The following is a 23,799-nucleotide window of genomic DNA, read 5'->3' on the forward strand; positions in this document are numbered from 1 at the left end:
CTACGGTAATGCGAGAGTCAGTCCCACTTGAACCAGCGCACGGTCGCGGCGCTGAACGCGGCAGTCCAGGCGGCGAGTACGGCCAGCGCGACCCATGTGGTGGCCGAGGGGCCCGGGCCCAGTGCCGTGCGCATCGCCTCCCCGAGGGCGCCCGAGGGCAGGAACCGGGTCACATCGCCCGCGGGGAGCAGGATGCCTCCGCCGACCACGAGCAGCAGCCAGAGCAGGTTCGCTCCGGCAAGGACCGCTTCGGCGCGCAGGGTCCCGGCGAGCAGCAGGGCCAGGGCCGTGAAGGCACCGGTACCGAGCACCACCGCCAGCAGCGCGGCTCCGACCCCGGCCGGGTTCGGCTGCCAGCCGAGGGCGAGCGCGAGGCCGCCGAGGATCACGACCTGCACGGCCTCCATCGCGAACACCCCGAGCACCTTGCCGCCGAGCAGGCCGCCACGTCCGAGCGGGGTCGTGGCCAGCAGGCGCAGTGCGCCGGCGCGCCGGTCGAAGCCGGTGGAGATCGCCTGGGAGGTGAACGCGGTGGACATCACCGCCAGGGCCAGCACCCCCGGCGCGGCGACGTCGATGACCGGGGTGTCGCCGGTGTCCAGGCGGATCAGGTCGGTCCGCACGAGCACCACGAGCATCAGCGCCGGCAGGATCAGGGTGAGCAGGAGCTGCTCGCCGTTGCGGAGCAGGTTGCGCAGTTCGAACCCGCCGTGCGCCACCACCCGGCGGGGCCACGGCGCGCCACCCGCGTGCGGGCGCGTGGTGAGCGTCATCGCAGGCTCCGTCCGGTCAGGTCGAGGAAGACGTCCTCGAGGGTGCGGACCCCATCCTCGAGCTCAAGGGTCAGTCCGTGCGTGTCCGCGAGCTCGGCGAGGTCGGCCCGGGCGGCCGGCGTCAGCGGGCCACGGAGCCGAGCGGCGTCCGGCGTGCGCGTCGCTCGGGCGCCGGCCACGGGTCCGGTCAGCTCGGCCACCGTGCCCTGGGCCAGGACGGCGCCGTGGTCGATGATCGCGACGTGGTCGGCGAGCCGGGCCGCCTCGTCCATCAGGTGGGTGCTCAGGATGACGCTGACCCCGTCGGCCCGGAGTGTCTCGACCAGGTCCCAGACCACCAGCCGCGCCTGCGGGTCCAGGCCGGCGCTGGGCTCGTCCAGGAACACCAGATCCGGTCGGCCGACGAGGGCGATCGCCAGAGCAAGACGTTGGCGCTGGCCACCGGACAGGCGCCGCACCGACGTCCGCGCGAACGCGTCGAGGCCGAGCAGGTCGACGAGCTCCTCGACGTCCCGGGGGGCGGCGTACATCCTGGCCACGTGGCGCAGCAGTTCCAGGGGCCGGGCCATGATCGGCAGGCCACCGTCCTGGACCATGACGCCGACCCGTGGCCGCAGCCGGGCCGCATCCCGACGGGGGTCGAGCCCGAGCACCCGTACGGTCCCGCCGTCGGCGGCCTGCAGACCCTCGCAGATCTCCATCAGTGTGGTCTTGCCGGCGCCGTTCGGTCCGAGGATCGCGGTCACGGCCCCCTGACTGGCCTTCAGCGACAGGGATCTGAGGGCACGGGTGTCACCGAAGGACTTCGTGACACCCTCGAGTTCGAGGCACCAGTGATCGGTGCCGGCTGCGAGCATCCCGTCAGCGTAGTGCGGATCGGGAGTGGCCCGGATCTGTGGCGTGTCTCTCATTTCTCGGATGGTGGACACGCCGGTTCCGGCCCGCGATCACGGCAAGGGGCGACCTCCCGCGGGGCGGTGGCGCCGATCGGAGCGGTTCGCCGCGCGAGGGCGAGGCCGTCGGAGAGCCGAATAAGGCTAGCCTTGCTTGCCGGGAAGCATTTGGGCAACGAAAATGTTGGATAAATCGAGGGCATGCCCATGCCCATCGAGCAGGGGCCATCGAGTGTGGGCACCACGACAGCAGGCCCATCGACACCAGGAGGTGAGGCGCGTGACGACCGAACCGGTCGAGGACTCCGAGTCCAGCACTCGTGAACGCGTCCTCGCGCTGATCGTCGAACTCGGGCCGGTCACGGCCGCGGTGCTCGCGCAGCGACTCGACCTGACGTCCGCCGCGATCCGACGGCACCTGTCCGCGCTCGACTCCGGCGGCCAGATCGCCGAGCGGGAGGATGCCACGCACGCCCCACGCCGGCGCGGGCGACCCGCCAAGCAGTACATCGCGACGGCGGCGGCCCACAGCCACCTCGGTCAGGCCTCCGCGGACCTGGCGGTGCATGCACTCGAGCACCTCGCCAAGGTGCTCGGGCCGGGCGCCGTCGAAGGCTTCGCCGAGGAACGCTCGGCGGAACTGCGCCGCCGGTACGCCGCCGCCGTGGGCGGCGCCGGACCGGACCTGCCCGCTCGCACCGCGGCCCTCGCGGAGGCGCTCAGCAAGGACGGCTACGCCGCCACCTCCCGCCCCTTCGGGAACGGCGTGGCCGTGCAACTGTGCCAGGGCCACTGCCCGGTGCAGGAGATCGCGACCCAGTTCCCCCAGCTGTGTGAGGCGGAGACCCGCGCGTTCTCCGACCTCCTCGGCGTCCATGTCCAACGGCTCGCCACCCTCGCCGGTGGAGAGCACGTGTGCACGACCCATATCCCGGTGACGATCCCGACCCGTGCGGAAGGAAAGAGAACACGCCCATGACGACACCGACCGAGACCACCCCCACGACAGAACCGATGACGCAGGACGAGACCATCGCGTCCATCGGCAACTACAACTACGGCTGGCACGACGCCGACGACGCCGGTGCGAACGCCACCCGGGGACTCTCGGAGGACGTGGTCCGCAACATCTCGCACCTCAAGGGCGAGTCGGAGTGGATGCTGAAGACCCGGCTGAAGGCGCTGCGGCTGTTCGACAAGAAGCCGATGCCGAACTGGGGCGCCGACCTCACCGGGATCGACTTCGACAACATCAAGTACTTCGTGCGGTCGACCGAGAAGCAGGCGCAGAGCTGGGAGGACCTCCCCGAGGAGATCAAGACCACCTACGACAAGCTCGGCATCCCGGAGGCGGAGAAGCAGCGCCTCGTGGCCGGCGTCGCGGCCCAGTACGAGTCCGAGGTGGTCTACCACCAGATCAACGAGGAGCTCGAGCGCCAGGGTGTGCTGTTCCTCGACACCGACACGGCGCTGCGCGAGCACCCGGAGATCTTCGAGGAGTACTTCGGCTCGGTGATCCCCTCCGGTGACAACAAGTTCGCCGCCCTGAACACCGCGGTCTGGTCCGGTGGGTCGTTCGTGTACGTGCCGCCGGGCGTGCACGTGGAGATCCCGCTGCAGGCCTACTTCCGGATCAACACCGAGAACATGGGTCAGTTCGAGCGGACCCTGATCATCGCCGACGAGGGCTCCTACGTGCACTACGTGGAGGGCTGCACGGCGCCGATCTACTCCTCCGACTCGCTGCACTCGGCGGTCGTGGAGATCATCGTCAAGAAGAACGCGCGGGTCCGGTACACGACGATCCAGAACTGGTCGAACAACGTGTACAACCTCGTCACCAAGCGGGCCACCGCCGCCGAGGGCGCCACCATGGAGTGGATCGACGGGAACATCGGTTCCAAGGTCACCATGAAGTACCCGGCCGTCTACCTGACCGGGGAGCACGCCCGGGGTGAGACCCTCTCGATCGCGTTCGCCGGCGAGGGGCAGCACCAGGACACCGGTTCGAAGATGGTGCACATGGCGCCGCACACGTCCTCCTCCATCGTCTCGAAGTCCGTGGCGAGGGGCGGTGGCCGGGCGTCCTATCGGGGCCTGGTCCAGGTGCTCGACGGCGCCGAGGCATCCAAGTCGAACGTGCTCTGTGACGCGCTCCTGGTGGACACGATCTCCCGGTCGGACACCTACCCCTATGTGGACGTGCGCGAGGACGACGTCGAGATGGGCCACGAGGCCACGGTGTCGAAGGTGAGCGAGGACCAGCTCTTCTACCTGATGTCCCGCGGACTGCCGGAGACCGAGGCGATGGCCATGATCGTCCGGGGCTTCGTGGAACCGATCGCCCGCGAGCTCCCGATGGAGTACGCGCTCGAACTGAACCGACTGATCGAACTGCAGATGGAAGGGGCCGTCGGCTGATGTCGACCACCACAACTGAGACCACCGACCACACCGGCCTGAGCACCGACCACTCGCGGGCCGTCGCCGACGGCGCGCACACGCACGGGCAGGGCCGGGTGCCGGAGAGCTCCCGGGCCGACCGCGCGACGTCCTTCGCGCTCGCCGACTTCCCGCTGCCCACCGGCCGCGAGGAGGACTGGCGGTTCTCCCCGGTCGGTCGCCTCCAGGGCCTGTTCGGCGGCGTCCTGACCGGAGCCGCGCCGCAGGTCGAGATCACCGGCGACCCGAAGGTCACCGTCGAGCGCGTCGGTCACGACGACCCACGGCTGGGCGCCGTCGGGGCCCCAGGGGACCGGCTCGCCGCGACCGCCTGGGAGTCCTTCGACCAGGCCCTGGTCATCACCGTGCCCGCCAACCACGTCACGGCCGGGGAGACCCTCGTGACGATCACCGGGACGGACACCACGCCCGCCGCCCAGCACATCCTGATCGTCGCCGAGTCCCTCAGCGAGGGCGTCGTGGTGCTCGACCACCGCGGCAGCGCCGAGCTCGCCCAGACCGTCGAGATCCAGGTCAAGGACGGCGCCTCGCTGCGGGTCGTCTCCGTTCAGGACTGGGACACCGGCGCCGTGCACGCCTCGAGCCACCGCGCCATGCTCGGCCGGGACGCGACCCTGCGGCACGTGGTCATCACCCTCGGTGGGGACGTCGTCCGGATCACCCCGGAGGCCGCGTTCACCGGGACCGGCGGTGAGGTCGAGATGAACGGCCTGTACTTCGCCGACGCCGGCCAGCACCAGGAGCACCGCCTGTTCGTGGACCACGCCGTGCCGAACTGCACGTCCCGGGTCACCTACAAGGGCGCGCTGCAGGGCGACGGTGCGCACGCCGTGTGGATCGGGGACGTCCTGATCCGCAAGGAGGCCGAGGGCACCGACACCTACGAGCTGAACCGCAACCTGGTGCTCACCGACGGCGCCCGCGCCGACTCGGTGCCGAACCTGGAGATCGAGACCGGCGAGATCGAGGGAGCCGGGCACGCGTCCGCCACCGGGCGCTTCGACGACGAGCAGCTGTTCTACCTGCGCTCGCGCGGCATCCCCGAGGCGGCCGCCCGCCGGCTCGTGGTGCGCGGCTTCTTCGCCGAGATGATCGCGAAGATCGGCGTGCAGTCCGTGCAGGACCGACTGCTCGCTGCGATCGACGCCGAACTCGACGTCGTCATGGGCCACCTCATCGGCACCGACGACCTCGACGAGGCGGATGTGATCGCCGCCGTGGAGAGCGGCGTCGTCAAGTGAGCGCGCAGGTGGTGGCCGCCCGTGACGATCTCGAGGTGGGGGAGACCCTCAAGCTCGAGCTCGACGGCGCGGACGGCTCGCTCGTCGAGGTGGCCCTGGTCCGGGCCGAGGACGGCGAGTACTACGCCGTCAACGACGTCTGCTCGCACGGGCAGGTCTCGCTCTCCGAGGGCGAGGTGGACGGCACCACGATCGAGTGCTGGCTGCACGGCTCCACCTTCGACCTGCACACCGGCAAGCCCCTGTCCCTCCCGGCCACCCGGCCGGTCCCCGTCTACCCGGTGAGTTACGACGGCGACAACGTCCTGGTGGACGTGGACGCCCCGCTCGCCGCCCATCAGAACGTCTGAGAAGAAGAGAGAACACCGCACATGTCGACACTTGAGATCCGCGACCTGCACGTCAGCGTCGAGACCCCCGAGGGCGCCAAGCAGATCCTGCGCGGCGTCGACCTCACCGTGAGGAGCGGCGAGACCCACGCCATCATGGGCCCGAACGGCTCCGGGAAGTCCACCCTGGCCTACTCCATCGCCGGCCACCCGAAGTACGAGGTGACCTCCGGCGAGGTCCTCCTGGACGGTGAGAACGTCCTCGAGATGACCGTGGACGAGCGCGCCCGCGCCGGGATGTTCCTGGCCATGCAGTACCCGGTCGAGGTCGCCGGGGTGACCGTCTCGAACTTCCTGCGCACCGCGAAGACCGCGATCGACGGCAAGGCCCCGGCGCTGCGCCAGTGGGTCGGTGACGTCCGCACCGCCATGGAGAACCTGCGCATGGACCCGGTGTTCGCCGAGCGCAACGTGAACGAGGGCTTCTCCGGTGGCGAGAAGAAGCGCCACGAGATCCTCCAGATGGAGTTGCTGTCCCCGAAGTTCGCGGTGCTCGACGAGACCGACTCCGGTCTCGACGTGGATGCCCTGCGGATCGTCTCCGAGGGGGTCAACCGGGTGAAGTCCACCACGGACGTCGGCGTGCTGCTGATCACCCACTACACCCGCATCCTGAACTACATCACCCCCGACTTCGTGCACGTGTTCGTGGACGGTCGGGTGGCCGAGCAGGGCGGCCCGGAGCTGGCCGAGCGGCTCGAGGCCGAGGGGTACGACCGCTACCTCGTCGGCAGCAACTGACGATCTCCACCACGAGGAGGACCGGATGACCACCACGGCCCCAGCGTCGCTCACGGCGGCGGAGTTGAGCGCGATCCGCGACGACTTCCCGCTGCTCGAACGCACGGTCCGTGGTGGTCGCCCGCTCGTCTACCTCGACTCCGCGGCCACGTCACAGAAGCCCGAGTGCGTCACCGACGCCGAGCAGGACTTCTACCTGCGCCGCAACGCGGCCGTGCACCGCGGCGCCCACCAGCTCGCCGAGGAGGCGACCGAGGCCTACGAGAGGGCGCGGGCCGCCGTCGCCGGCCTCGTCGGGGTGGGCACCGGCGAGATCGTCTGGACCAAGAACGCGACCGAGGCGATCAACCTCGTCGCGTACGCCATGTCGAACGCGACGCTCGGGCGCGGCGGCGAGGCCGCAGCGGCGCTGCGGCTCGGACCGGGTGACGAGATCGTGGTCACCGAGGCCGAGCACCACGCGAACCTCGTGCCGTGGCAGGAGCTGTGTGCCCGCACCGGGGCCACCCTGCGCTGGCTCGGGGTGACCGACGAGGGCCGGATCGACGTCGGCACGCTCGGCGTGATCAACGAGCGCACCCGGCTGGTCGCCTTCGCGCACGCCTCCAACGTGACCGGCGCGATCGCACCGGTGACGCAGATCGTGGCCGCGGCCCGTGCGGTCGGTGCCCTGGTGCTGCTGGACGCCTGCCAGAGCGTGCCGCACCTGCCCGTGGACCTGCGCGCCCTGGACGTCGACTTCGCCGCCTTCTCCGGCCACAAGATGCTCGGGCCGACCGGCATCGGTGTCCTGTACGGTCGCGCCGACCTGCTCGCCGCGATGCCGCCGTTCCTGACCGGTGGCTCGATGGTCGAGGTCGTCACCATGGAGTCGACCACCTACGCCCCGCCGCCCCAGCGGTTCGAGGCCGGCACCCAGATGGTCGCTCAGACCGTCGGCCTGAACGCGGCCGCCGACTACCTCGCCGAGCTCGGGATGCCCGCGCTCGCGGCGCACGAGGCCGAACTCACCGAGCACCTGGTCCGCGGGGTGGCCGGCATCGACGGGGTCCGGGTACTCGGCCCGACCGACGCCACCGACCGGCTCGCCGTGGTCGCGTTCGACGTCGCCGGGGTGCACCCGCACGACGTCGGCCAGATCCTCGACGACGCCGGCATCGCGATCCGGGTGGGCCACCACTGCGCGCAGCCGGTGCACCGTCGCCTCGGCGTGCACGCCTCGGCCCGGGCCTCGGCGAGCATCTACACGACGCACGACGAGATCGAGACGTTCCTGGAGCACCTGGCCGGGGTCCGCTCCTTCTTCGGACTGGGAGGCAGCCGTGGCTGACGCGATGGAGCAGCTGTACCAGCAGGTGATCCTCGACCACGCTCGGGAGAAGCACGGTTTCGGGCTCGCGCCGGGAGCGGCCGGCGAGTCGTTCCAGGTGAACCCCACCTGCGGCGACGAGGTGCGTCTGCGGGTCCATCTGGCCGAGGGCACCGCCGCCCCCGTCATCGAACGGGTCAGCTGGGAAGGGCTCGGCTGCTCGATCTCGCAGGCGTCCCTGTCCGTCCTCAGCGACCTGGTCGCCGGAGCCGACGTGACCCGCGCGGACCAGCTCACCGAGACCTTCCGGGCCCTGATGGCCGGCCGCGGTCAGCCGTTGGACGCCGAGCGGGAGGACCTCCTCGGCGACGCCGGCGCCTTCGTGGGCGTGGCCAAGTACCCCGCCCGGATCAAGTGCGCCCTGCTCGGCTGGATGGCCCTGCGGGACGCCCTCGCGCACGCACTCACCGAACCGTCCACCGTGACACCGGATTGACCTTGGATCAGGAGCAGCCATGAGCACCGAAGCAACCAGCGCCGTCCCGAACGCCGCCGACGTCGAGGAGGCCCTCCGCGACGTCATCGACCCCGAGCTGGGCATCAACGTCGTCGACCTGGGTCTCGTCTACGGGATCACCCTCGACCAGAACAACGTGGCCATGATCGACATGACACTCACCTCGGCGGCCTGCCCGCTGACCGACGTCATCGAGGATCAGGCCGCCCAGGCCCTCGAGGGCATCACCGCCGGGCAGCGCATCAACTGGGTGTGGATGCCGCCGTGGGGCCCGGACAAGATCACCGAGGACGGCCGCCAGCAGCTGCGGGCGCTGGGGTTCAACGTCTGAGTTCGGCCGGCTGGTCGCCGAGACCACGGGCGTTCGATGGGCGCCGGAGTTCGTCTCGGCGTTCTTCGACTCGGACACGAGGATGTAGACCGGATGCGTTCCTCGCGCGACGGTCGACCCGAGGTTCGCAGTAGGCCTGAGCGGTCCTGGAACCCATCGGAGCCCCGTGGGATCCGATCGAGCATCTCATCACGGCTGTCAGCGCCGCGGAGACGCGGATGGTCGACGAGCGCCTCACGGAGCTTGCCTCGCCCCGGGTGGCTGCCGTCCCGCTGAGCCTGTTCTGACCGGATTGCGACGCCGACACCCGTGACGGCTGGGGTCCTGGTTCAGGACGGCCGAGTGGCGAGATCTGGCGCACCCGACCGGCACCTGGCCGCGGCTCCTGAACACGCGGACCGATTCGTGGCGAGGTCGATCGAGCCTTCCAGTGCGGTGTCGTTAGTTGGCGGCTTCGGAGGTGCCATTGGAGTCTTGCCGGTGTCGAGCCCGTTCAGCGATCCCGCCGAAGAACTTGCCGGTTGCCTCGCTTGCCCGCGCGAAACCGTCAGCTCCCGAGTCGATTGCCTTGGCCCGGGTGGTCTGCGCCCGATCGAGCGTCTGCGTGCCGAACCGGCGGGCGACTCCCACGCCCTCGGCGCCAGCATCGACCACCTTATCCTTGAGCTCGGTGGCTGCGTCGCGCCACCGCTTCGCTTCGGCGGATTGCCGGTCGGACTCGATGCCGAGCCTTTCGTGGAAGTCGACGACGACGGTCGCGACGTGGTCGCTCGCCCGCACCACCGCCGGGGACTCGAGGGGGTTGAGAAGCACCTTCTTGTTGGCCAGCCCGGCCGCGCGGTCCACGCGGACGATGAGGTGCTCCGTCGTGTGGGAGAACCGAGGACCGCAAGCCCGTCGCCATCGCTGACCAACTTGACGTGGACCTCGACATCCGCTGAACACCGGATTAGCATGATGAACGTGCGTTCAGGCCAGCGTGTTCGTCCGGTGCCGGCATCGGACCTGACGGCGCGCGCACGGATTCGCGACGCCGCGATCGAGCGCTTTGCCAGGGACGGCTTCGGCGCGGGAGTGCGCACGGTCGCCGCTGATGCGGGCGTCAGCGCCGCGCTGGTTCTGCATCACTTCGGATCGAAGGATCGACTGCGCGAGCACTGCGACGAGCACGTCCTCGGGGAGATCCGATCGGCCAAGGCCGAGAGCATCGCGAAGGCGGAGTCCGGCTCGTTCCTCGAGCGCTTCGCAACCGCGGAGCAGTACGCGACGATCCTCGGTTACGTTCTGCGTTCCCTGCTCGACGGTGGGCCGCTGGCTCAAGCGTTCGTACGGCACATGGTCGACGACGCGAACGAATACGTGGCGGCGGCGGTCGCGTCGGGAATCGCCGTGCCGAGTCGGGACGAGCGCGCTCGCGCCCGCTACCTCACCCTGTCGGCACTGGGCGCGATGATGCTGTCGATCACCCTCGACCCTCCCGAGGATCTGAGCGATCTCAGTTCCTTCATGCGCGGGTTCTTCGACGAGTTCACCCTGCCGACCCTTGAGTTGTACACGGAGGGCTTCCTCACGACCCGACGCATGCTCGACGACTACCTCCTCTATGTGGGCGATCCACCAGGTGAGCGCACGGCTCCGATGAATTGAGCCCACGCGCACCAGGTAGATCCCTCGACGATGAGAAGGAAGACCATGACCAGCACGACTCGGCGTGCCCCCGGCACGCCCGCCATCGAGATCCACGACCTGCACAAATCGTTCGGCACCGTCAAGGCGCTGGATGGACTCGACCTGACCGTCGCCGACGGACAGGTGGCCGGGTTCCTCGGCCCGAACGGGGCCGGCAAGTCCACCACCATCCGGGTCCTGCTGGGCCTGCTCCGTTCGGATGCCGGCTCGGCACGGATCCTCGGCGGGCACCCCTGGCGTGACGCCGTGGCTCTGCACCGACGGCTCGCCTACGTCCCGGGCGATGTGTCGCTGTGGCCGAACCTCACCGGTGGGGAGGCCATCGACTACCTGACCCGGCTGCGCGGCCGGACGGACGCCAAGCGCAAGGCGGAGCTCCTGGAGCGCTTCGAGCTCGACCCCACGAAGAAGGCCGCCACGTACTCGAAGGGGAACCGCCAGAAGGTGGCCCTGGTGGCGGCCCTCGCCTCGCGCGTCGACCTCCTCGTGCTCGACGAACCGACGTCCGGCCTGGATCCGTTGATGGAGGCCGTTTTCACCGACTATGTGCGGGAGGCCAAGGACCAGGGCACCTCGGTGCTGCTGAGCAGCCACATCCTGTCCGAGGTCGAGAAGGTCTGCGACACCGTCACCATCATCCGTAGTGGACGGGCCGTGGAGGCCGGGACACTTGACGAGCTTCGGCATCTGACCCGCACCAGCGTGACCGCCGTCGTCGACGGCGACCCCAGCGCGATCGAATCGCTGCCTGGCGTGCACGGCCTGGTTGCCACGCCGAACGGCGCGGGCACCCGGGTCACGTTCGACGTCGACAACGCCAGCATGGGCGAACTTCTGCCCGCGATCGGGGCGCTCGGGGTGCGCTCGCTCACCGCGGCGCCGCCGTCGCTGGAGGAGTTGTTCATGCGGCACTACGGCGTTGACATCGCGTCGGATGAGCCCGGGGAACCGGCGGGCCGACACTCGGCAGTGGCGACCCCCGAGCACTCGGCGGGTGCGCGATGAGCGCTGCCGTCGCAGCGAACGCGGTCACCGAGCAGGGACGCGCCGGTTCAAGCACCCTCACCGGGACGTGGCGGTTGGTGCGCTTCATCGTTCGTCGCGACCGGGTGCGGATCGTGGTCTGGGCCGCCTCGGTCGTCGCCTTCTACGCCTATTTCACGTTCGCCCTCGACACCGTCTTCGCCGACCCGGTCGCCCGGCAGGGGCGTGCCGCGGTCATGGAGACACCGGCCGGCATCGTCATGGGCGGTCCCGGCTACGGCCTCGATGACTACACCACCGGCGTGGCCATCGCGAACGAAGGCATCGTCTGGATGGTGCTCGCCCTCGCAGTGATGAGCATCCTGCACGTGGTCAGGCACACCCGGGCCGAGGAGGAGTCCGGCCGCTCCGAGTTGGTCCGGGCCGCCGGGGTGGGTCGCCATGCCCCGGCCACGGCCGCAGTCATCACCCTGGTCGCGATGCAGGCGCTGATCGCGGTCGTCGGCGCGCTCGCGATGGTCGGGGTGGGCTCGGAACTGGACGTGGTCGACTCCTTCGGTGTGACGATCGGGTCCGGTCTCAGTGCGTTGGTGTTCGGCGCCGTGGCCGTCGTGTTCTGCCAGGTGATGGAGCACGGGCGCGGCGCGATGGGAGCGAGCCTGGCCGTGCTCGGTCTCGCGTTCGTGGTCCGCGCCGTCGGCGACATGCGCGAGCTCGGCGGCAGCACCCTGTCCTGGTTCTCGCCGTTCGCGTGGGCCCAGCAGATGCGCTCGTTCGTCGACCTGCGATGGTGGCCGGCGCTCCTGTCCGTGGCGGCCACGGCGATGCTGCTCTGGCTGGGGTCGGTGCTCGCCTCCAGGCGCGACTTCGGCGGCGGCATGGTGGCTTCCCGGCCCGGTCGCGCGGGCGCGAGGTCGTCCCTGCGGCACCCGTTCGTCCTGGCTTGGCAGCAACAGCGTGGCGCGCTGATGTGGAGCAGCCTCGGGCTCGGGCTGATGTGGTTCGCGACCGGCACACTGATGCCCGAGATCGGCACCATGATCGGCGACATCGTCGCCGACAATCCCGCGGCCGAGCAGATCTTCGGCCCGGGCTCCTCCGCGCTCAGCGTCACCTTCCTGGGCGTCATGATCCTGTTCTCCGCGCTCTGCTGCGCGGCGTATGCCATCGTGATGGGCGGCCGCCCGAACGGGGAGGAGCGGGCGGGCCGGGCGGAACTCGCCCTGTCGCTGCCCGTGTCCCGGCCCCGCTGGCTCGGCTCCCAACTGCTCGCGGCAGGTCTCGGCACCGTGGTCCTGTTGGGTGTGAGCACCTATGGAATGTGGCTCGGCGCCGTCACCGTGGGCTGGACGGACCAGACCTTCGCCGACTACACGGTGGTAATCGTGAACTACCTGCCGGCCGTGCTCGTGTACCTCGGGCTGACGTCAGCGCTCTTCGCCTGGTTCCCGAGGTTCACCGGGGTCACCTGGGCGCTCCTCGCGTACACCTTCGTGGTCGGGATGTTCGGCGGCCTTTTCGAGTTGCCCGACTGGGCACTGCGCCTCTCGCCGTTCGACTGGGTACCCGGGCCGTTCCTCGACGACGTCGCCGTCGGTGACCTGATCGTTCTGTGGGCGGTGGCGGTGGCGCTGCCCGTCCTCGCGTTCGTCGGCTTCCGGCGCCGCGACGTGGTGACCACCTGACCATCGGCGCTCAGAGCGAGGCGCCGTCCACCGCGAACGTGTCACACCCCTCGGGCCCGTCGTTGTACCCGGTGGTGAACCAGCGCTGCCGCTGCTCGGACGACCCGTGCGTCCACGACTCGGGGTGGGCCTGACCACCCTGCTGGGTCTGGATGTGGTCGTCGCCGACGGACGCGGCCGCGTCCAGCGCGGACGCCAACTGGGCGTCGGTGAACGGCTCCAGCAGGCGGTTGCCCTCGGCGTCGGTGGTGTTCACGGCGTTCGCCGCCCAGGCCCCGGCCAGGCAGTCCGCCTGCAGTTCCAGCCGGACCGCGTCCGAGGTGGGCCCGGTGTCGGTGTTGTCCACCTGGCCCATGATCCCGGAGAGGTTCTGGATGTGGTGGCCCCACTCGTGGGCGACCACGTACAGCTCCGCGAGCGGTCCGCCCTGCGCGCCCAGCTGCGTGGTCATCAGCTCGAAGAACGTCGGGTCCAGGTAGATGCCCTGGTCCGGCGGGCAGTAGAACGGCCCGACGGCGGCACTCGCCTGACCGCAGCCGGTGGACGTCCCGTCGGTGAACAGTTCCATGCCGGGGGAGGCGTAGGCGCCGCCGCTGATCTGTGGGTAGGCCTGCGCCCAGTAGTCGTCGAGTGAGGTGTACGCGCCGACCATCCGGCACTCGACGTCCTCGTTCGCGGCCGCCCCCGTGGTGCAGTGCTCGAGGCCGGTGTCGGACTCGCCGCCGGTGGCGCCGTCGTCGCCGGTCGCCAGGCCGGTCAGGTCGACGCCGAGCAACTGGGACAGCAGGAAGAGCACCAGGACGGTGCCGCCACCGACCGCGACGCCGGCGCCGGTGCGGCGACGCCTGCGGACCCGGGACGGGTCCAGCTTCGCGTCCTCGTTGAACGTCATGAACCAACGCTAGCCGCGAACCGGCGGAACTACCCGTCAGGGGCCGCGTGGGTCAGGCCGGGGTCGCGGCGATCTCGGTCTCCGCCTCGACCCGGGCCGCACCGGAGGCCAGCAGCCCGGTGATGACCGCCGCGAGCGGCTCCATGGCGTCGTCGACCTCCACCTGGACCGGGAGCCGGGCCACCAGCATCGCGAGCAGGTTCCGCACGGCACCGCGGGCCCGCGACGGGTCGAGTTCCGCGTCGTAGCCGAGCAGCACCTCGGTGGGGGCGTCCTCCGGTGCCTCGGTGTCCGTGGCGGGCGGGTCGTAGCTCACCGCGAACGCCAGGATCCGGCCGCCGGCGTCCTTGGGCCGGTCCCGCAGCACGACCGCACCGCGCGCCCCGGTAGCCGGCGCGAGCAGGTGGTCCTGCGCGCGCCCGAGCGTCATCTGCGCGCGGTCCCAGGGTGCGTGCACCGCGTCGTAGAACGCGGCGACCGTTTTCGTCAGCTCCACGGAGCCGGTGGCGAGGTCCTCCAGGGCCGGCCCGGTCGGGCCGAACGGTGGGACGGTCAACGACCCCGGGGCCACCACCACCAGCCGGGACCGCTGGATCGGCACGAGCCCGACCGACGCCGCGAAGGGTGCGGCGGCGGCGTCCGTCTCGGTTCCGCCGTCGAGGTCCGCCACCGGGTAGCGGGACCGCAGGCCCGTGGTGCCCGACGGCGGTGCCTCCTCCCGTAGGGCGCTCACCAGGGCGGTGCCGACACCGTGGCGGCGCTGGCCGGGGACGACCTCCACGTACAGCCAGAGCCGGTCGGGGTGCAAGCCGCTCTCCGAGACGGCACCCGCGCCGACGACGGCGCCGCCGGCCTCGGCGACGACGGTGCGCCGCCACGGCTGGTGCGTTCCCGGCCCTAGCAGCGCCCGACCGAGCGCCGCCTGGGGTGTGGCGGCCGGGCCGAGCGCGTCGGCGACCGCCACCTCATCGCCGTCGCGCCAGTCACGCAGCGCCAGTGTCGGCTCGCTCACACATACCTCCTCGCGGTGGGGCCGGAGAACGCCGGACCGGTGTCCGCCGGGGCCTTCCCACGTTGTCGCCAGTTATCGACACGGTAGCGCGTCGGTAGACTGGTGCCAGTGATCATCGCGCAGGACGTCGAACTCCGCATCGGGGTTCGCCAGCTACTCGGCGGAGCCACCTTCCGCATCGACTCCGGGGACCGGATCGGCCTGGTCGGCCGCAACGGGGCCGGGAAGACGACCCTCACCAAGACCCTCGCGGGCGAGGGCCAGGCCAGCGGCGGCACCATCACGACCACCGGCCAGGTTGGCTACCTCCCGCAGGACCCGCGGACCGGCGACCTGGACATGCTCGCCCGGGACCGGGTGCTCTCGGCCCGCGACCTGGACGCCGTGATGCGCCGGATCCGGCGCGCCGAGGCGGACATGGCCAGCGAGGACGAGGCCGTGCGCGAGAAGGCGATGGCCCGGTACGCGCGCCTCGACGAGGAGTTCGCCGCCCAGGGAGGCTGGGCCGCCGAGAGCGAGGCGGCCCGGATCACGTCCAACCTCGGGCTGCCGACCCGGGTCCTGGGCCAGCCGTTGCGCACCCTCTCCGGCGGGCAGCGGCGCCGGGTGGAGCTCGCCCGGATCCTGTTCTCCGACTCCGAGACGCTCCTGCTCGACGAGCCCACGAACCACCTGGACGCAGACTCGATCGCCTGGCTGCGGGAGTTCCTGGCGTCCTACTCCGGCGGGTTCATCGTGATCAGCCACGACACCGGACTGCTCCGGGCGACTGTGAACAAGGTGTTCCACCTGGACGCCAACCGCGGCGAGCTCGACGTCTACAACCTCGGCTGGGACGCCTACCTCGAACAGCGGGAGACCGACGAGCGCCGGCGTAAGCGGGAGCGCGCGAACGCGGAGAAGAAGGCGAGCACCCTGCTCGCCCAGGCGGACAAGATGCGAGCCAAGGCGACGAAGGCGGTGGCGGCGCAGAACATGGCCCGCCGGGCCGAGCGGATGCTCTCCGGTCTGGACGACGTGCGTGCCAAGGACCGTGTCGCCAAGCTCCGGTTCCCCGATCCGGCGCCGTGCGGACGCACCCCGCTGCGGGCGGCCGGCCTGTCGAAGAGCTACGGCTCCCAGGAGGTCTTCACCGACGTCGACCTGGCCATCGACCGCGGCAGCAAGGTCGTCGTGCTCGGCCTCAACGGCGCCGGCAAGACCACCCTGTTGCGGATCCTGGCCGGGGTGGAGGCCTCCGACACCGGAGAGGTGCAGCCCGGTCACGGCCTGAAGGTCGGCTACTACGCCCAGGAGCACGAGACCCTCGACACCGACCGGACGGTCGTGGAGAACCTCCGCTCGGCCGCGCCCGACCTCACCGACACCCAGGTGCGGAGCGTGCTCGGGTCGTTCCTGTTCTCCGGGGACGACGCGGACAAGCCGGCCCGGGTGCTCTCCGGTGGCGAGAAGACCCGGCTCGCGCTCGCGGTCCTCGTGGTCTCCTCGGCCAACGTGCTGCTCCTGGACGAGCCCACGAACAACCTCGACCCGGCCAGCCGCGAGGAGATCCTCGGCGCCCTGCGCACGTTCACGGGCGCCGTCGTGCTGGTCACCCACGACGAGGGTGCCGTGACGGCCCTGGAGCCGGAGCGGGTGCTGCTGCTGCCCGACGGCGACGAGGATCTCTGGAACGACGGCTACGTCGAACTGGTCTCGCTGGCCTGACCGGGACGGGGCCGGCGTGGTCCTCAGGTCCGCTCGCGCAGCTGGGCGTCGATGAGCGCGTCCTCCTCCTCCTCGGCGCTCCGGCGGCGGGTCCGGGCGGGCGGTTCGATGCGTGGGGCCGGCCGGGCGGCTGGGCTGTTCGGGCTGTGCGGGCCGAAGTCATGGGTCTCGAACGCTTCACGGCGGGCGAGGATCGCCGCGCCCGCCAGGGCGCCGATGCCGAAGATCCACCACTGGAACGCGTAGGAGAGGTGGTTGCCGAGGTCCGCGGCGGGCCTGGGCAGCGGGTTCGGGGGCGAGGCGGTCGTCGGCGACTCGTCCGCGAGCACGCCGTAGGCGCCCGTGACCAACCGGCCGTCACCGCCCGCCGCTGCTCCGCCGTCGCCCGTCGTGGCCGTCAGCACCTGCGCCGGGGCGAGGCCGTAGACCTGACCCTCCGGGGCGTCCCGGTCGGTGAGCGGCTCCGCCGGGCGCAACCGGACGGTGAGCGTGACCTCGCCGCCGGGAACCTCCTGCTGCGGGCCGTGGTCGGTGAAGGTGTCCGTGGCGTACCAGCCCCGGTCCACCGTGAGCAACCAGGTCTCACCCGCAGCACCGTCGACGGCGAAGATCGCGGCCACATGATCGGCGGCGCTGCCCCCGATCGGGCGCTGCGGCAACACCACGGACGGGTGTGCGGCGTCGGTGAGGTAGTGGCCGGTCACGGTCACCGGGGTCCAGGTCCGCGAGTCCTCGAGCACGCTGTCCGAGGTCGGCAGGACCGCCTCGATCGCGACCGGGTCGGCGTCGTAGTTCGCGTCCACGAGCGCGATCGCCTCGGCCTTGCCCTGGTAGCGGGTCAACTGCCAGTAGCCCAGGCCGCCGCACGCCAGGGAGACCACGACGGCGACGGCGACGATGCCGGCCCACCGGCCGCTCAGCAGGAACCGGTACCGGCCCGGCGAGCGCCCGCCCGTGCTCATGCCGGACCCATCGCGCGCCTCACTCGACCGCACGAGCGTCCGGCTCCGGGGGCAGGTCCGCCACCGGGACGGTCTCGCGCAGGAACGAGCGGGCCCCGAGGAAGTTCTCCAGGTGGACCCGGTGGTCCGGGCAGGCGAGCCAGGTCTTGCGCCGGTCGGGGGTGTGCAGCTTCGGGTTGTTCCATCGAAGCGCCCAGGCCGCTTCCTGACGGCAGCCCTTCGCGCTGCAGACGAGCTCCTCAGCCATGGTTGCCGCCAGCGGGGCGGTCGGGGCGGTCGGCGGGGTCCTCGGGCGGCGGTCCCGCGGTCAGCGACGGGTTCTCGATCTGGGTGCCCGGCGCGGCGCGACGGTCCCCGCCGGCGTTCGCGGCCACCACGGCCAGGTACGGCAGCACGATCGCCAGCGCCGCGAACGTCCAGCGCAGCCAGGTGATCGTCACCACGATCGCGAGGGCGAAGCAGAGCGTGCGGATGCCCATGGTGATGAGGTAGCGCTTGGTGCGATCGTGGAGCTGCTCGGTACGGCCGCGCTCGACCGACGTGATCGCGTGGACTTCTGGCACCCTCCCAGGTTACGCCGGGTCCGTCGCCGCGACGCCGCCGACGGACGATTGTGACGCCGACGCACGATCTGGACTAGTTTCGGGCGTGAGGCTCCCAGGGGCACCAGGGCCGGACGAACGACTGGACGAACGACTGGATGGCGCATTGAGCGAGAACGAGCGGACCGTGGTGGTGACCGGGGCGAACCGGGGGATCGGACGGGCGATCGCCGAACGGTTCGTCGCCGACGGCTACCGGGTGGCCACGATCTACCGCAGCGGCGACCTACCCGACGGTGTCTTCGGTGCGGTCGGTGACCTCCGGGACACCGACTCCATCGACGCCGCCTTCACCGCGATCGAGGCGCACCAGGGACCGACCGACGTCCTCGTGGCCAACGCGGGCATCAACAAGGACACCTTGCTGATGCGGATGACGGACGAGGAGTTCACCGACGTCGTCGACGTGAACCTCACCGGCACGTTCCGGTGCGTGCGCCGGGTCACCAAGGGGATGATCCGCAAGCGATCCGGGCGGATCATCCTGATCTCCTCGGTGGTGGGCCTGTACGGCTCGCCAGGGCAGGTCAACTACGCCGCCACGAAGGCCGCGCTGGTGGGCATCGCCCGGTCGGTGACCCGCGAGCTCGGTGCCCGGGGCATCACCGCGAACGTGGTGGCGCCCGGGTTCATCGACACCGCGATGACCGCCGAACTGCCCGAGGCGACCCAGCAGAAGTACCTCGCGTCGATCCCCGCCGCCCGCTTCGCCGAGCCGGCCGAGGTGGCCGCCGCGGTGAGCTTCCTGGCCGGGCCCGACGCCGGCTACATCAGCGGCGCCGTGATCCCGGTCGACGGCGGCCTCGGCATGGGGCATTGATCGGGCACGGACCTCCCACATGAACACCGACACACGCACAGGAGACGCTGGCATGGGACTGCTCGAGGGTAAGAAGCTACTGATCACCGGCGTGCTCATGGAGAGCTCGATCGCATTCACGGTCGCCAGGATCGCGCAGGAGCAGGGCGCCGAGGTCGTGCTGAGCTCGTTCGGACGCCAGTTCAAGCTGACCCAGGCGATCGCGCGCCGGCTGCCGAAGCCCGCCCCGGTGGTGCAACTGGACGTCACCGACGACGACGACCTGGCAGCGCTCGCCGACCGGGTCGGCGAACACGTCGACTCCCTCGACGGCGTCCTGCACTCGATCGGCTTCGCGCCACAGAGCGTGATGGGGGGCAACTTCCTCGCCGGCACCTGGCCGGACGTCGCCACCGCGCTCGAGGTGTCCGCGTTCTCCCTGAAGTCGCTCGCCGTGGCGGCCAGGCCGCTGCTGGCCCCGGGATCCTCGATCGTCGGGCTCACCTTCGACGCGCAGTTCGCCTGGCCCGTCTACGACTGGATGGGCGTGGCCAAGGCCGCGTTCGAGTCGACCGCCCGCTACCTGGCTCGAGACCTCGGACCCGATGGCATCCGGGTCAATCTCGTCTCGGCCGGGCCGCTGCGCACCACCGCCGCGAAGTCGATCCCGGGGTTCGAGAGCATGGAGGGCGGCTGGCCCGACCGGGCCCCGCTCGGGTGGGACGTGAACGACGCCGAGCCGACCGCCCGCACGGTCGCGGCGCTGCTCTCGGACTGGCTGCCGGCCACCACCGGAGAGATCGTTCACGTCGACGGTGGCGTGCACGCCATGGGACTCTAGGACCATGAGCTCCTCACCTTCGCAGCGGCACCTGATCCTGCTCCGGCACGCCCAGGCGGAGCAGTCGGCCACGACCGACTACGACCGGGTCCTGACGGTCACCGGCCGGGCCCAGGCGACGGTGGTCGGGCAGCGGATCCTCGAGCGCGACGTGGTGCCGGACCTCGTGCTGTGCTCGGCCGCGGTACGCGCCAAGCAGACCTGGCAGCTGGCCGCGACCGCGCTCGGCGACGCGGCGGACGCCGTCACGGTGACCTACTCCGAGGACCTCTACAGCGCCGACGTCGATGAGGTCCTGGACCTGCTCCGGGCGGTCTCGCCCGAGGTGGGCCGGGTGCTCGTGGTGGGCCACGAGCCGGTGCTCTCGGGCACGGCACACCGCTTGGCGGGACCGAAGTCGCAGGAGTCCGCCGCGCTGCGGGTCCGGACCGGGATCTCGACGGCGACCGCCGCGTTCCTGGAGTTCCGGGCACCCTGGTCGACGCTCACCGATCGGGCCGCGGTGCTCACCGGGCTCTCGACGGCGCCCACCGGCGAGTAGGTCGCCGGGGCAACAACGGTTCGCTCCCGACGCGCCTGGCACGTCGGCAGCGAACCGTCAGTGGTGGGTCGGGTTGAGGGCGGGCCCGAGGTCAGCCGGTCTGAGCGGGTGGACAGCCGTGCGCGCGGCCGGGAGGCTGCGGCATGATTCGCTCATGCCCTCACCGCACCCGCGGCCCCGCCGTCGCCGGCTCGTCGTCATGGACGTGGACTCCACGTTCATCAGCGCCGAACAGATCGACCTGATCGCGGCGCACGCCGGCATCGGTGATCTGGTCGCCGGGATCACCGAGCGGGCGATGCGCGGTGAGCTGGACTTCGTGCAGTCGCTCACCGAGCGGGTCGCGACCCTCGCCGGGCTGCCGGTGTCCGTGCTCGCCGAGGTCCGGGCCCAGGTGCGCACCACTCCCGGTGCGACCGGCCTGGTCCGGGAACTGCGGGGGCGCGGCTGGCCGGTCGCGCTGGTCTCCGGGGGCTTCCACGAGATCATCGATCCCCTCGCCGCCGAGCACGGCATCACCCTGGTCCGGGCGAACCGGCTCGAGGTCGACGGCGGCCGGCTCACCGGGCGTGTCTCGGGCCCGATCGTGGACCGCGCCGCCAAGGCCCGGCACCTGCGCGAGTTTGCCGCCGCGGAAGGCGTCAACCTCGCCGACACCGTCGCGGTGGGCGACGGCGCCAACGACCTCGACATGATCGCTGTCGCCGGCCTTGGGGTCGCGTTCGCGGCCAAGCCGCTGGTCGCCGCGCAGGCCGACGTCGCCCTGCCCGGGCCGCGCCTGGACGCGCTGCTCAGCCTGCTCGACGAGCACTGACCCAACGCGGCGAGCGCCGGCCGGTCCGGTGAGCCCCCGGCTCAACGGTTCGATGACGACGCGTGTGGCACGTCGTCACAACATCGCTAACGACCAGGGGTCGGTGCGCAGCTCGGACCTGGCCTGAAGCCCCCGGTCCAGCCGCGCTGCTGCAGGATCTTGGCGATCCAGCGGGCGGTCCGGCACGGCGTGGTGAAGACTAGCCCGTACGTGACGCGCGCGGTCGGCGATCCGGTGGCCGCCAGCTCGGCCAGGTCCCGGTTGGCGTCCTCGTCACGCGAGGCCGCGTCACCGTGGAAGGCCAGGCCGTCCAGCTCCACCACGAGCCCGTACTCCCGATACCGGACGTCCTGGTGCGTACGAGTCCCGAGCGAGGAGCTCCGGTGCTGGCGCTTGGCCCGCGGCAGGGCGTGGGGCCGCTCGATGTGGTCGCGGTACCCGCGCTCGAGGACCGAGCAGACGCCTCACGCAGGTCGGTGAGCATCGCGGCGATCATCGCGCGCCCCGCGACCCGTCGCCGCTCGGCGAGCGTGGAGAGGGCCGGTCCACCGTGGTCTGGCGCGACTGCATGACCTTGGCGAGGGTGGCGAAGGCGCCGGCGACGTCGCCGGCGCGGACGTGTTCGGACATCTCGTCGATGGTCGCGTGTTCCACGCGCACCCTCGGCGGCGCGCGGTGCCACAGCACCCGATGCCGCAAGTTGCTGTGGTGGCGCACCTGCACCCCCTCCGGCGGCTGGACCGTGCGGCCGCGCGCAATCGCGATCTGAACCCGCGCTGGCGGCGGACCCGGCAGCGCGGAGGCACCCGCGAGCGCAGCCGGCCACGCGATCAGCACCGCGGCCCACTCGCGCTGCCGGTGGGTCAGCGGGCCGGTGTGGGTCACGTAGACGCCGGGGTGGATGCGCCGCAGCTCGCGCCGCCGGATCATCCGCTCGAGGTCATGCATCCGTGCACCCGCCTCAAGCAGCTGAGGGCGTGAGACCACGCCGTCCTGCACCGAGAGCAGATCCCGCAGAGCCGACCCGTGGAGCTCGAACCGTTGCGCCATCGCGGCACCATGCCACGGCTGCGGACGCCCTTCCACGGACTGCACGTGACCGTGTGGATCGCGACGCATCCGCGCCTCACTGTGGGCACGGGACGGAGCGACGGGGAGCCCGGGGACACCCGGGGTCCCGTTCACGGTTCCCTGGCGACGTGCGTGGCGCGTCGCAGCGGCACCGCTAGCAGGCCCCACCACGTGCCCACGGCTGACGGGTTTCTGGCGGGGTACTCGATGCATCGCCATCGAACCACTAGCGATCAGTCCGCGGTGATCCGGGTGCCCTTCGGGACGACGGTGACCCCCGACGGGGTCACTGCGAAGCCGCGGCTGGCGTCGAGTTCGCGGTCGACGCCCACCGTGGCTCCGGGCTCGACCTCCACGAACTTGTCCAGGATCGCCTTGCGGACCTCCGCGCGCCGGTGCACCTGCACGCCGTCCATGAGAACGGAGTCGGCCACCGAGGACCACGAGTTGACCCGGGTCCCCGGGGACAGGATCGAGCCGGACACGTCGCCGCCCGAGACCACGACGCCGGGGGAGATGATCGAGTCGTGGGCCTGGCCGACCCGGTCGGCAGAGGCGTGCACGAACTTCGCCGGCGGCAGCCCCACGTAGCCGGTGTGCAGCGGCCAGTCGTCGTTGTAGAGGTTGAACACCGGCTCGACGGTGATCAGGTCCTGGTTCGCCTCGTAGTACGCGTCGAGCGTCCCGACGTCGCGCCAGTAGTCCCGGTCCCGGTCGGTCGAGCCGGCGACGTCGTTGTGGATGAAGTCGTACAGGCCGCACTGCCCGCGGTCGACGAAGTAGGGCACGATGTCGCCGCCCATGTCATGGCGGGAGGAGGTCGAGGCGGCGTCCTTGGTGACGGCGTCCAGCAACGCGTCGGCGTTCATCACATAGTTGCCCATCGAGGCCAGGACCTCCTGCGGGGAGTCGGCCAGGCCGACCGGGTCGGTCGGCTTCTCCAGGAACTCCGCGATCCGCAGCGGATCGGAGGCATCCGCGGAGATCACACCGAACTGGTCGGCGAGGGCGATCGGCTGCCGGATCCCGGCCACCGTCATCTCCGCCCCGGAGGAGATGTGGGAGGCGACCATCTGGGAGAAGTCCATCCGGTACACGTGGTCGGCCCCCACCACGACGACGATGTCGGGGCGCTCGTCGTCCATGATGTTCAGCGACTGGTAGATCGCGTCGGCGCTGCCGAGGAACCAGTTCTTGCCGACCCGCTGCTGCGCCGGCACCGGGGCCACGTAGTTGCCCAGCAGGTGTGACATCCGCCAGGTCTTGGCGATGTGTCGGTCCAGGGAGTGCGACTTGTACTGCGTCAGCACCACGACCTTGAGGTAACCGGAGTTGACGACGTTGGAGAGGGCGAAGTCGATCAGGCGGTAGATGCCGCCGAACGGGACGGCCGGCTTCGCGCGATCAGCCGTCAGCGGCATCAATCGCTTTCCTTCTCCGCCGGCGAGGACGATCGCGAGAACTCGTGGTGCTGCCATGATCTGAACCATAGGGTGAGGCGAGGGTTCCCACCATCGCTTGCCACGGATTGTTTCAACGCCGG

General features: G+C 70.9%; 27 protein-coding genes. 16 read left to right on the forward strand and 11 right to left on the reverse strand.

The window, feature by feature from the left end; genetic code table 11:
• Positions 1-17: 17 nt before the first annotated feature.
• The gene (locus EXU48_RS17625) at positions 18-773 is read right to left on the reverse strand and encodes an ABC transporter permease (RefSeq protein WP_133109008.1); all 756 of its coding nucleotides are present in this window, start codon (positions 771-773) and stop codon (positions 18-20) included.
• Entirely contained in the window at positions 770-1,684 is a 915-nt protein-coding gene (locus EXU48_RS17630) for an ABC transporter ATP-binding protein (protein ID WP_235857107.1), read from the reverse strand. Before EXU48_RS17630 ends, EXU48_RS17625 begins: the two co-directional genes overlap by 4 nt.
• A 262-nt stretch (positions 1,685-1,946) precedes the next feature.
• Between EXU48_RS17630 and EXU48_RS17635 the strand changes: the two genes are divergently transcribed.
• The 8 genes from EXU48_RS17635 to EXU48_RS17670 are packed head-to-tail and all read left to right on the forward strand — an operon-like array spanning position 1,947 to position 8,657.
• Complete coding sequence (locus tag EXU48_RS17635; protein WP_133109009.1) at positions 1,947-2,645, forward strand: helix-turn-helix transcriptional regulator; 699 nt, start codon at positions 1,947-1,949, stop codon at positions 2,643-2,645.
• Between the two features lie 35 nt (positions 2,646-2,680).
• Positions 2,681-4,087, forward strand: a complete 1,407-nt coding sequence (gene sufB / locus EXU48_RS17640; protein WP_456238535.1) for a Fe-S cluster assembly protein SufB — start codon at positions 2,681-2,683, stop codon at positions 4,085-4,087.
• Positions 4,087-5,370: a Fe-S cluster assembly protein SufD gene (gene sufD / locus EXU48_RS17645; RefSeq protein ID WP_133109011.1), complete on the forward strand. Its 1,284-nt coding sequence runs from the start codon at positions 4,087-4,089 to the stop codon at positions 5,368-5,370. The genes sufB and sufD overlap by 1 nt, the downstream gene beginning before the upstream one ends.
• Positions 5,367-5,720: a non-heme iron oxygenase ferredoxin subunit gene (locus EXU48_RS17650; RefSeq protein ID WP_133109012.1), complete on the forward strand. Its 354-nt coding sequence runs from the start codon at positions 5,367-5,369 to the stop codon at positions 5,718-5,720. The genes sufD and EXU48_RS17650 overlap by 4 nt, the downstream gene beginning before the upstream one ends.
• 21 nt (positions 5,721-5,741) lie before the next feature.
• Entirely contained in the window at positions 5,742-6,500 is a 759-nt protein-coding gene (gene sufC, locus EXU48_RS17655) for a Fe-S cluster assembly ATPase SufC (protein WP_133109013.1), read from the forward strand.
• 25 nt (positions 6,501-6,525) lie between these two features.
• Positions 6,526-7,830 carry a SufS family cysteine desulfurase gene (locus tag EXU48_RS17660; RefSeq protein WP_133109014.1) on the forward strand — a complete coding sequence of 435 codons (1,305 nt, stop codon included), beginning with the start codon at positions 6,526-6,528 and terminating at the stop codon, positions 7,828-7,830.
• On the forward strand, positions 7,823-8,305 hold the full coding sequence (gene sufU, locus EXU48_RS17665; protein ID WP_235857108.1) for a Fe-S cluster assembly sulfur transfer protein SufU: 483 nt from the start codon (positions 7,823-7,825) through the stop codon (positions 8,303-8,305). Before EXU48_RS17660 ends, sufU begins: the two co-directional genes overlap by 8 nt.
• A gap of 19 nt (positions 8,306-8,324) precedes the next feature.
• Positions 8,325-8,657, forward strand: coding sequence for a metal-sulfur cluster assembly factor (locus tag EXU48_RS17670; RefSeq protein ID WP_133109015.1), 333 nt, complete (start codon positions 8,325-8,327; stop codon positions 8,655-8,657).
• Between the two features lie 441 nt (positions 8,658-9,098).
• Here the strand turns inward: EXU48_RS17670 and EXU48_RS17675 are convergent, their stop codons facing one another.
• On the reverse strand, positions 9,099-9,503 hold the full coding sequence (locus EXU48_RS17675; RefSeq protein ID WP_133109016.1) for a hypothetical protein: 405 nt from the start codon (positions 9,501-9,503) through the stop codon (positions 9,099-9,101).
• A gap of 111 nt (positions 9,504-9,614) precedes the next feature.
• Here EXU48_RS17675 and EXU48_RS17680 point away from each other — a divergent pair, with 111 nt between their 5' ends.
• From EXU48_RS17680 to EXU48_RS17690, 3 genes are read left to right on the forward strand one after another with little or no spacing between them, the layout of a single operon-like run.
• Positions 9,615-10,304, forward strand: coding sequence for a TetR/AcrR family transcriptional regulator (locus tag EXU48_RS17680; protein WP_133109156.1), 690 nt, complete (start codon positions 9,615-9,617; stop codon positions 10,302-10,304).
• Positions 10,305-10,349: 45 nt separating this feature from the next.
• Positions 10,350-11,351, forward strand: coding sequence for an ABC transporter ATP-binding protein (locus tag EXU48_RS17685; protein ID WP_133109017.1), 1,002 nt, complete (start codon positions 10,350-10,352; stop codon positions 11,349-11,351).
• The gene (locus tag EXU48_RS17690; protein WP_165962881.1) at positions 11,348-13,015 is read left to right on the forward strand and encodes an ABC transporter permease; all 1,668 of its coding nucleotides are present in this window, start codon (positions 11,348-11,350) and stop codon (positions 13,013-13,015) included. The genes EXU48_RS17685 and EXU48_RS17690 overlap by 4 nt, the downstream gene beginning before the upstream one ends.
• A 10-nt stretch (positions 13,016-13,025) precedes the next feature.
• Here EXU48_RS17690 and ypfJ read toward each other — a convergent pair whose 3' ends face one another.
• Together ypfJ and EXU48_RS17700 are read right to left on the reverse strand one after the other, a co-directional pair.
• Positions 13,026-13,907, reverse strand: a complete 882-nt coding sequence (ypfJ, locus tag EXU48_RS17695; RefSeq protein ID WP_133109018.1) for a KPN_02809 family neutral zinc metallopeptidase — start codon at positions 13,905-13,907, stop codon at positions 13,026-13,028.
• A gap of 52 nt (positions 13,908-13,959) precedes the next feature.
• The gene (locus EXU48_RS17700) at positions 13,960-14,919 is read right to left on the reverse strand and encodes a GNAT family N-acetyltransferase (RefSeq protein ID WP_235857110.1); all 960 of its coding nucleotides are present in this window, start codon (positions 14,917-14,919) and stop codon (positions 13,960-13,962) included.
• A gap of 108 nt (positions 14,920-15,027) precedes the next feature.
• On the opposite strand from EXU48_RS17700, the gene EXU48_RS17705 reads away from it, so the two are divergent.
• Positions 15,028-16,626: an ABC-F family ATP-binding cassette domain-containing protein gene (locus EXU48_RS17705; protein WP_133109019.1), complete on the forward strand. Its 1,599-nt coding sequence runs from the start codon at positions 15,028-15,030 to the stop codon at positions 16,624-16,626.
• A gap of 23 nt (positions 16,627-16,649) precedes the next feature.
• Here EXU48_RS17705 and EXU48_RS17710 read toward each other — a convergent pair whose 3' ends face one another.
• From EXU48_RS17710 to EXU48_RS17720, 3 genes are read right to left on the reverse strand one after another with little or no spacing between them, the layout of a single operon-like run.
• A complete protein-coding gene (locus EXU48_RS17710; RefSeq protein ID WP_133109020.1) occupies positions 16,650-17,588 on the reverse strand; it encodes an SURF1 family protein in 939 nt (312 codons plus the stop codon).
• A gap of 19 nt (positions 17,589-17,607) precedes the next feature.
• A complete protein-coding gene (locus EXU48_RS17715; protein ID WP_133109021.1) occupies positions 17,608-17,835 on the reverse strand; it encodes a hypothetical protein in 228 nt (75 codons plus the stop codon).
• Positions 17,828-18,151, reverse strand: coding sequence for a DUF3099 domain-containing protein (locus tag EXU48_RS17720; RefSeq protein WP_235857111.1), 324 nt, complete (start codon positions 18,149-18,151; stop codon positions 17,828-17,830). The genes EXU48_RS17715 and EXU48_RS17720 overlap by 8 nt, the downstream gene beginning before the upstream one ends.
• Positions 18,152-18,296: 145 nt before the next feature.
• Here EXU48_RS17720 and fabG point away from each other — a divergent pair, with 145 nt between their 5' ends.
• From fabG to serB, 4 genes are all read left to right on the forward strand, one after another.
• On the forward strand, positions 18,297-19,010 hold the full coding sequence (gene fabG, locus EXU48_RS17725) for a 3-oxoacyl-ACP reductase FabG (RefSeq protein WP_133109022.1): 714 nt from the start codon (positions 18,297-18,299) through the stop codon (positions 19,008-19,010).
• 52 nt (positions 19,011-19,062) lie between these two features.
• Positions 19,063-19,830 (forward strand): enoyl-ACP reductase FabI, encoded by a 768-nt coding sequence (gene fabI / locus EXU48_RS17730; protein WP_133109023.1) that lies wholly within the window; start codon positions 19,063-19,065, stop codon positions 19,828-19,830.
• A 4-nt stretch (positions 19,831-19,834) separates the two neighbouring features.
• On the forward strand, positions 19,835-20,371 hold the full coding sequence (locus EXU48_RS17735; protein ID WP_133109024.1) for a SixA phosphatase family protein: 537 nt from the start codon (positions 19,835-19,837) through the stop codon (positions 20,369-20,371).
• 154 nt (positions 20,372-20,525) lie between these two features.
• On the forward strand, positions 20,526-21,185 hold the full coding sequence (gene serB, locus EXU48_RS17740; protein WP_133109025.1) for a phosphoserine phosphatase SerB: 660 nt from the start codon (positions 20,526-20,528) through the stop codon (positions 21,183-21,185).
• Positions 21,186-21,271: 86 nt separating this feature from the next.
• Here the strand turns inward: serB and EXU48_RS24810 are convergent, their stop codons facing one another.
• The 3 genes from EXU48_RS24810 to EXU48_RS17750 all read right to left on the reverse strand — a co-directional run bounded on the left by EXU48_RS24810 (position 21,272) and on the right by EXU48_RS17750 (position 23,734).
• On the reverse strand, positions 21,272-21,508 hold the full coding sequence (locus EXU48_RS24810; protein ID WP_207947807.1) for a hypothetical protein: 237 nt from the start codon (positions 21,506-21,508) through the stop codon (positions 21,272-21,274).
• A 169-nt stretch (positions 21,509-21,677) separates the two neighbouring features.
• Entirely contained in the window at positions 21,678-22,235 is a 558-nt protein-coding gene (locus tag EXU48_RS24815) for a hypothetical protein (protein WP_207947808.1), read from the reverse strand.
• 254 nt (positions 22,236-22,489) lie between these two features.
• Complete coding sequence (locus EXU48_RS17750) at positions 22,490-23,734, reverse strand: glucose-1-phosphate adenylyltransferase (RefSeq protein ID WP_133109026.1); 1,245 nt, start codon at positions 23,732-23,734, stop codon at positions 22,490-22,492.
• Positions 23,735-23,799: the final 65 nt, after the last annotated feature.

The organism is Occultella glacieicola, from assembly GCF_004353825.1.
GTDB lineage: Bacteria > Actinomycetota > Actinomycetes > Actinomycetales > Beutenbergiaceae > Occultella > Occultella glacieicola.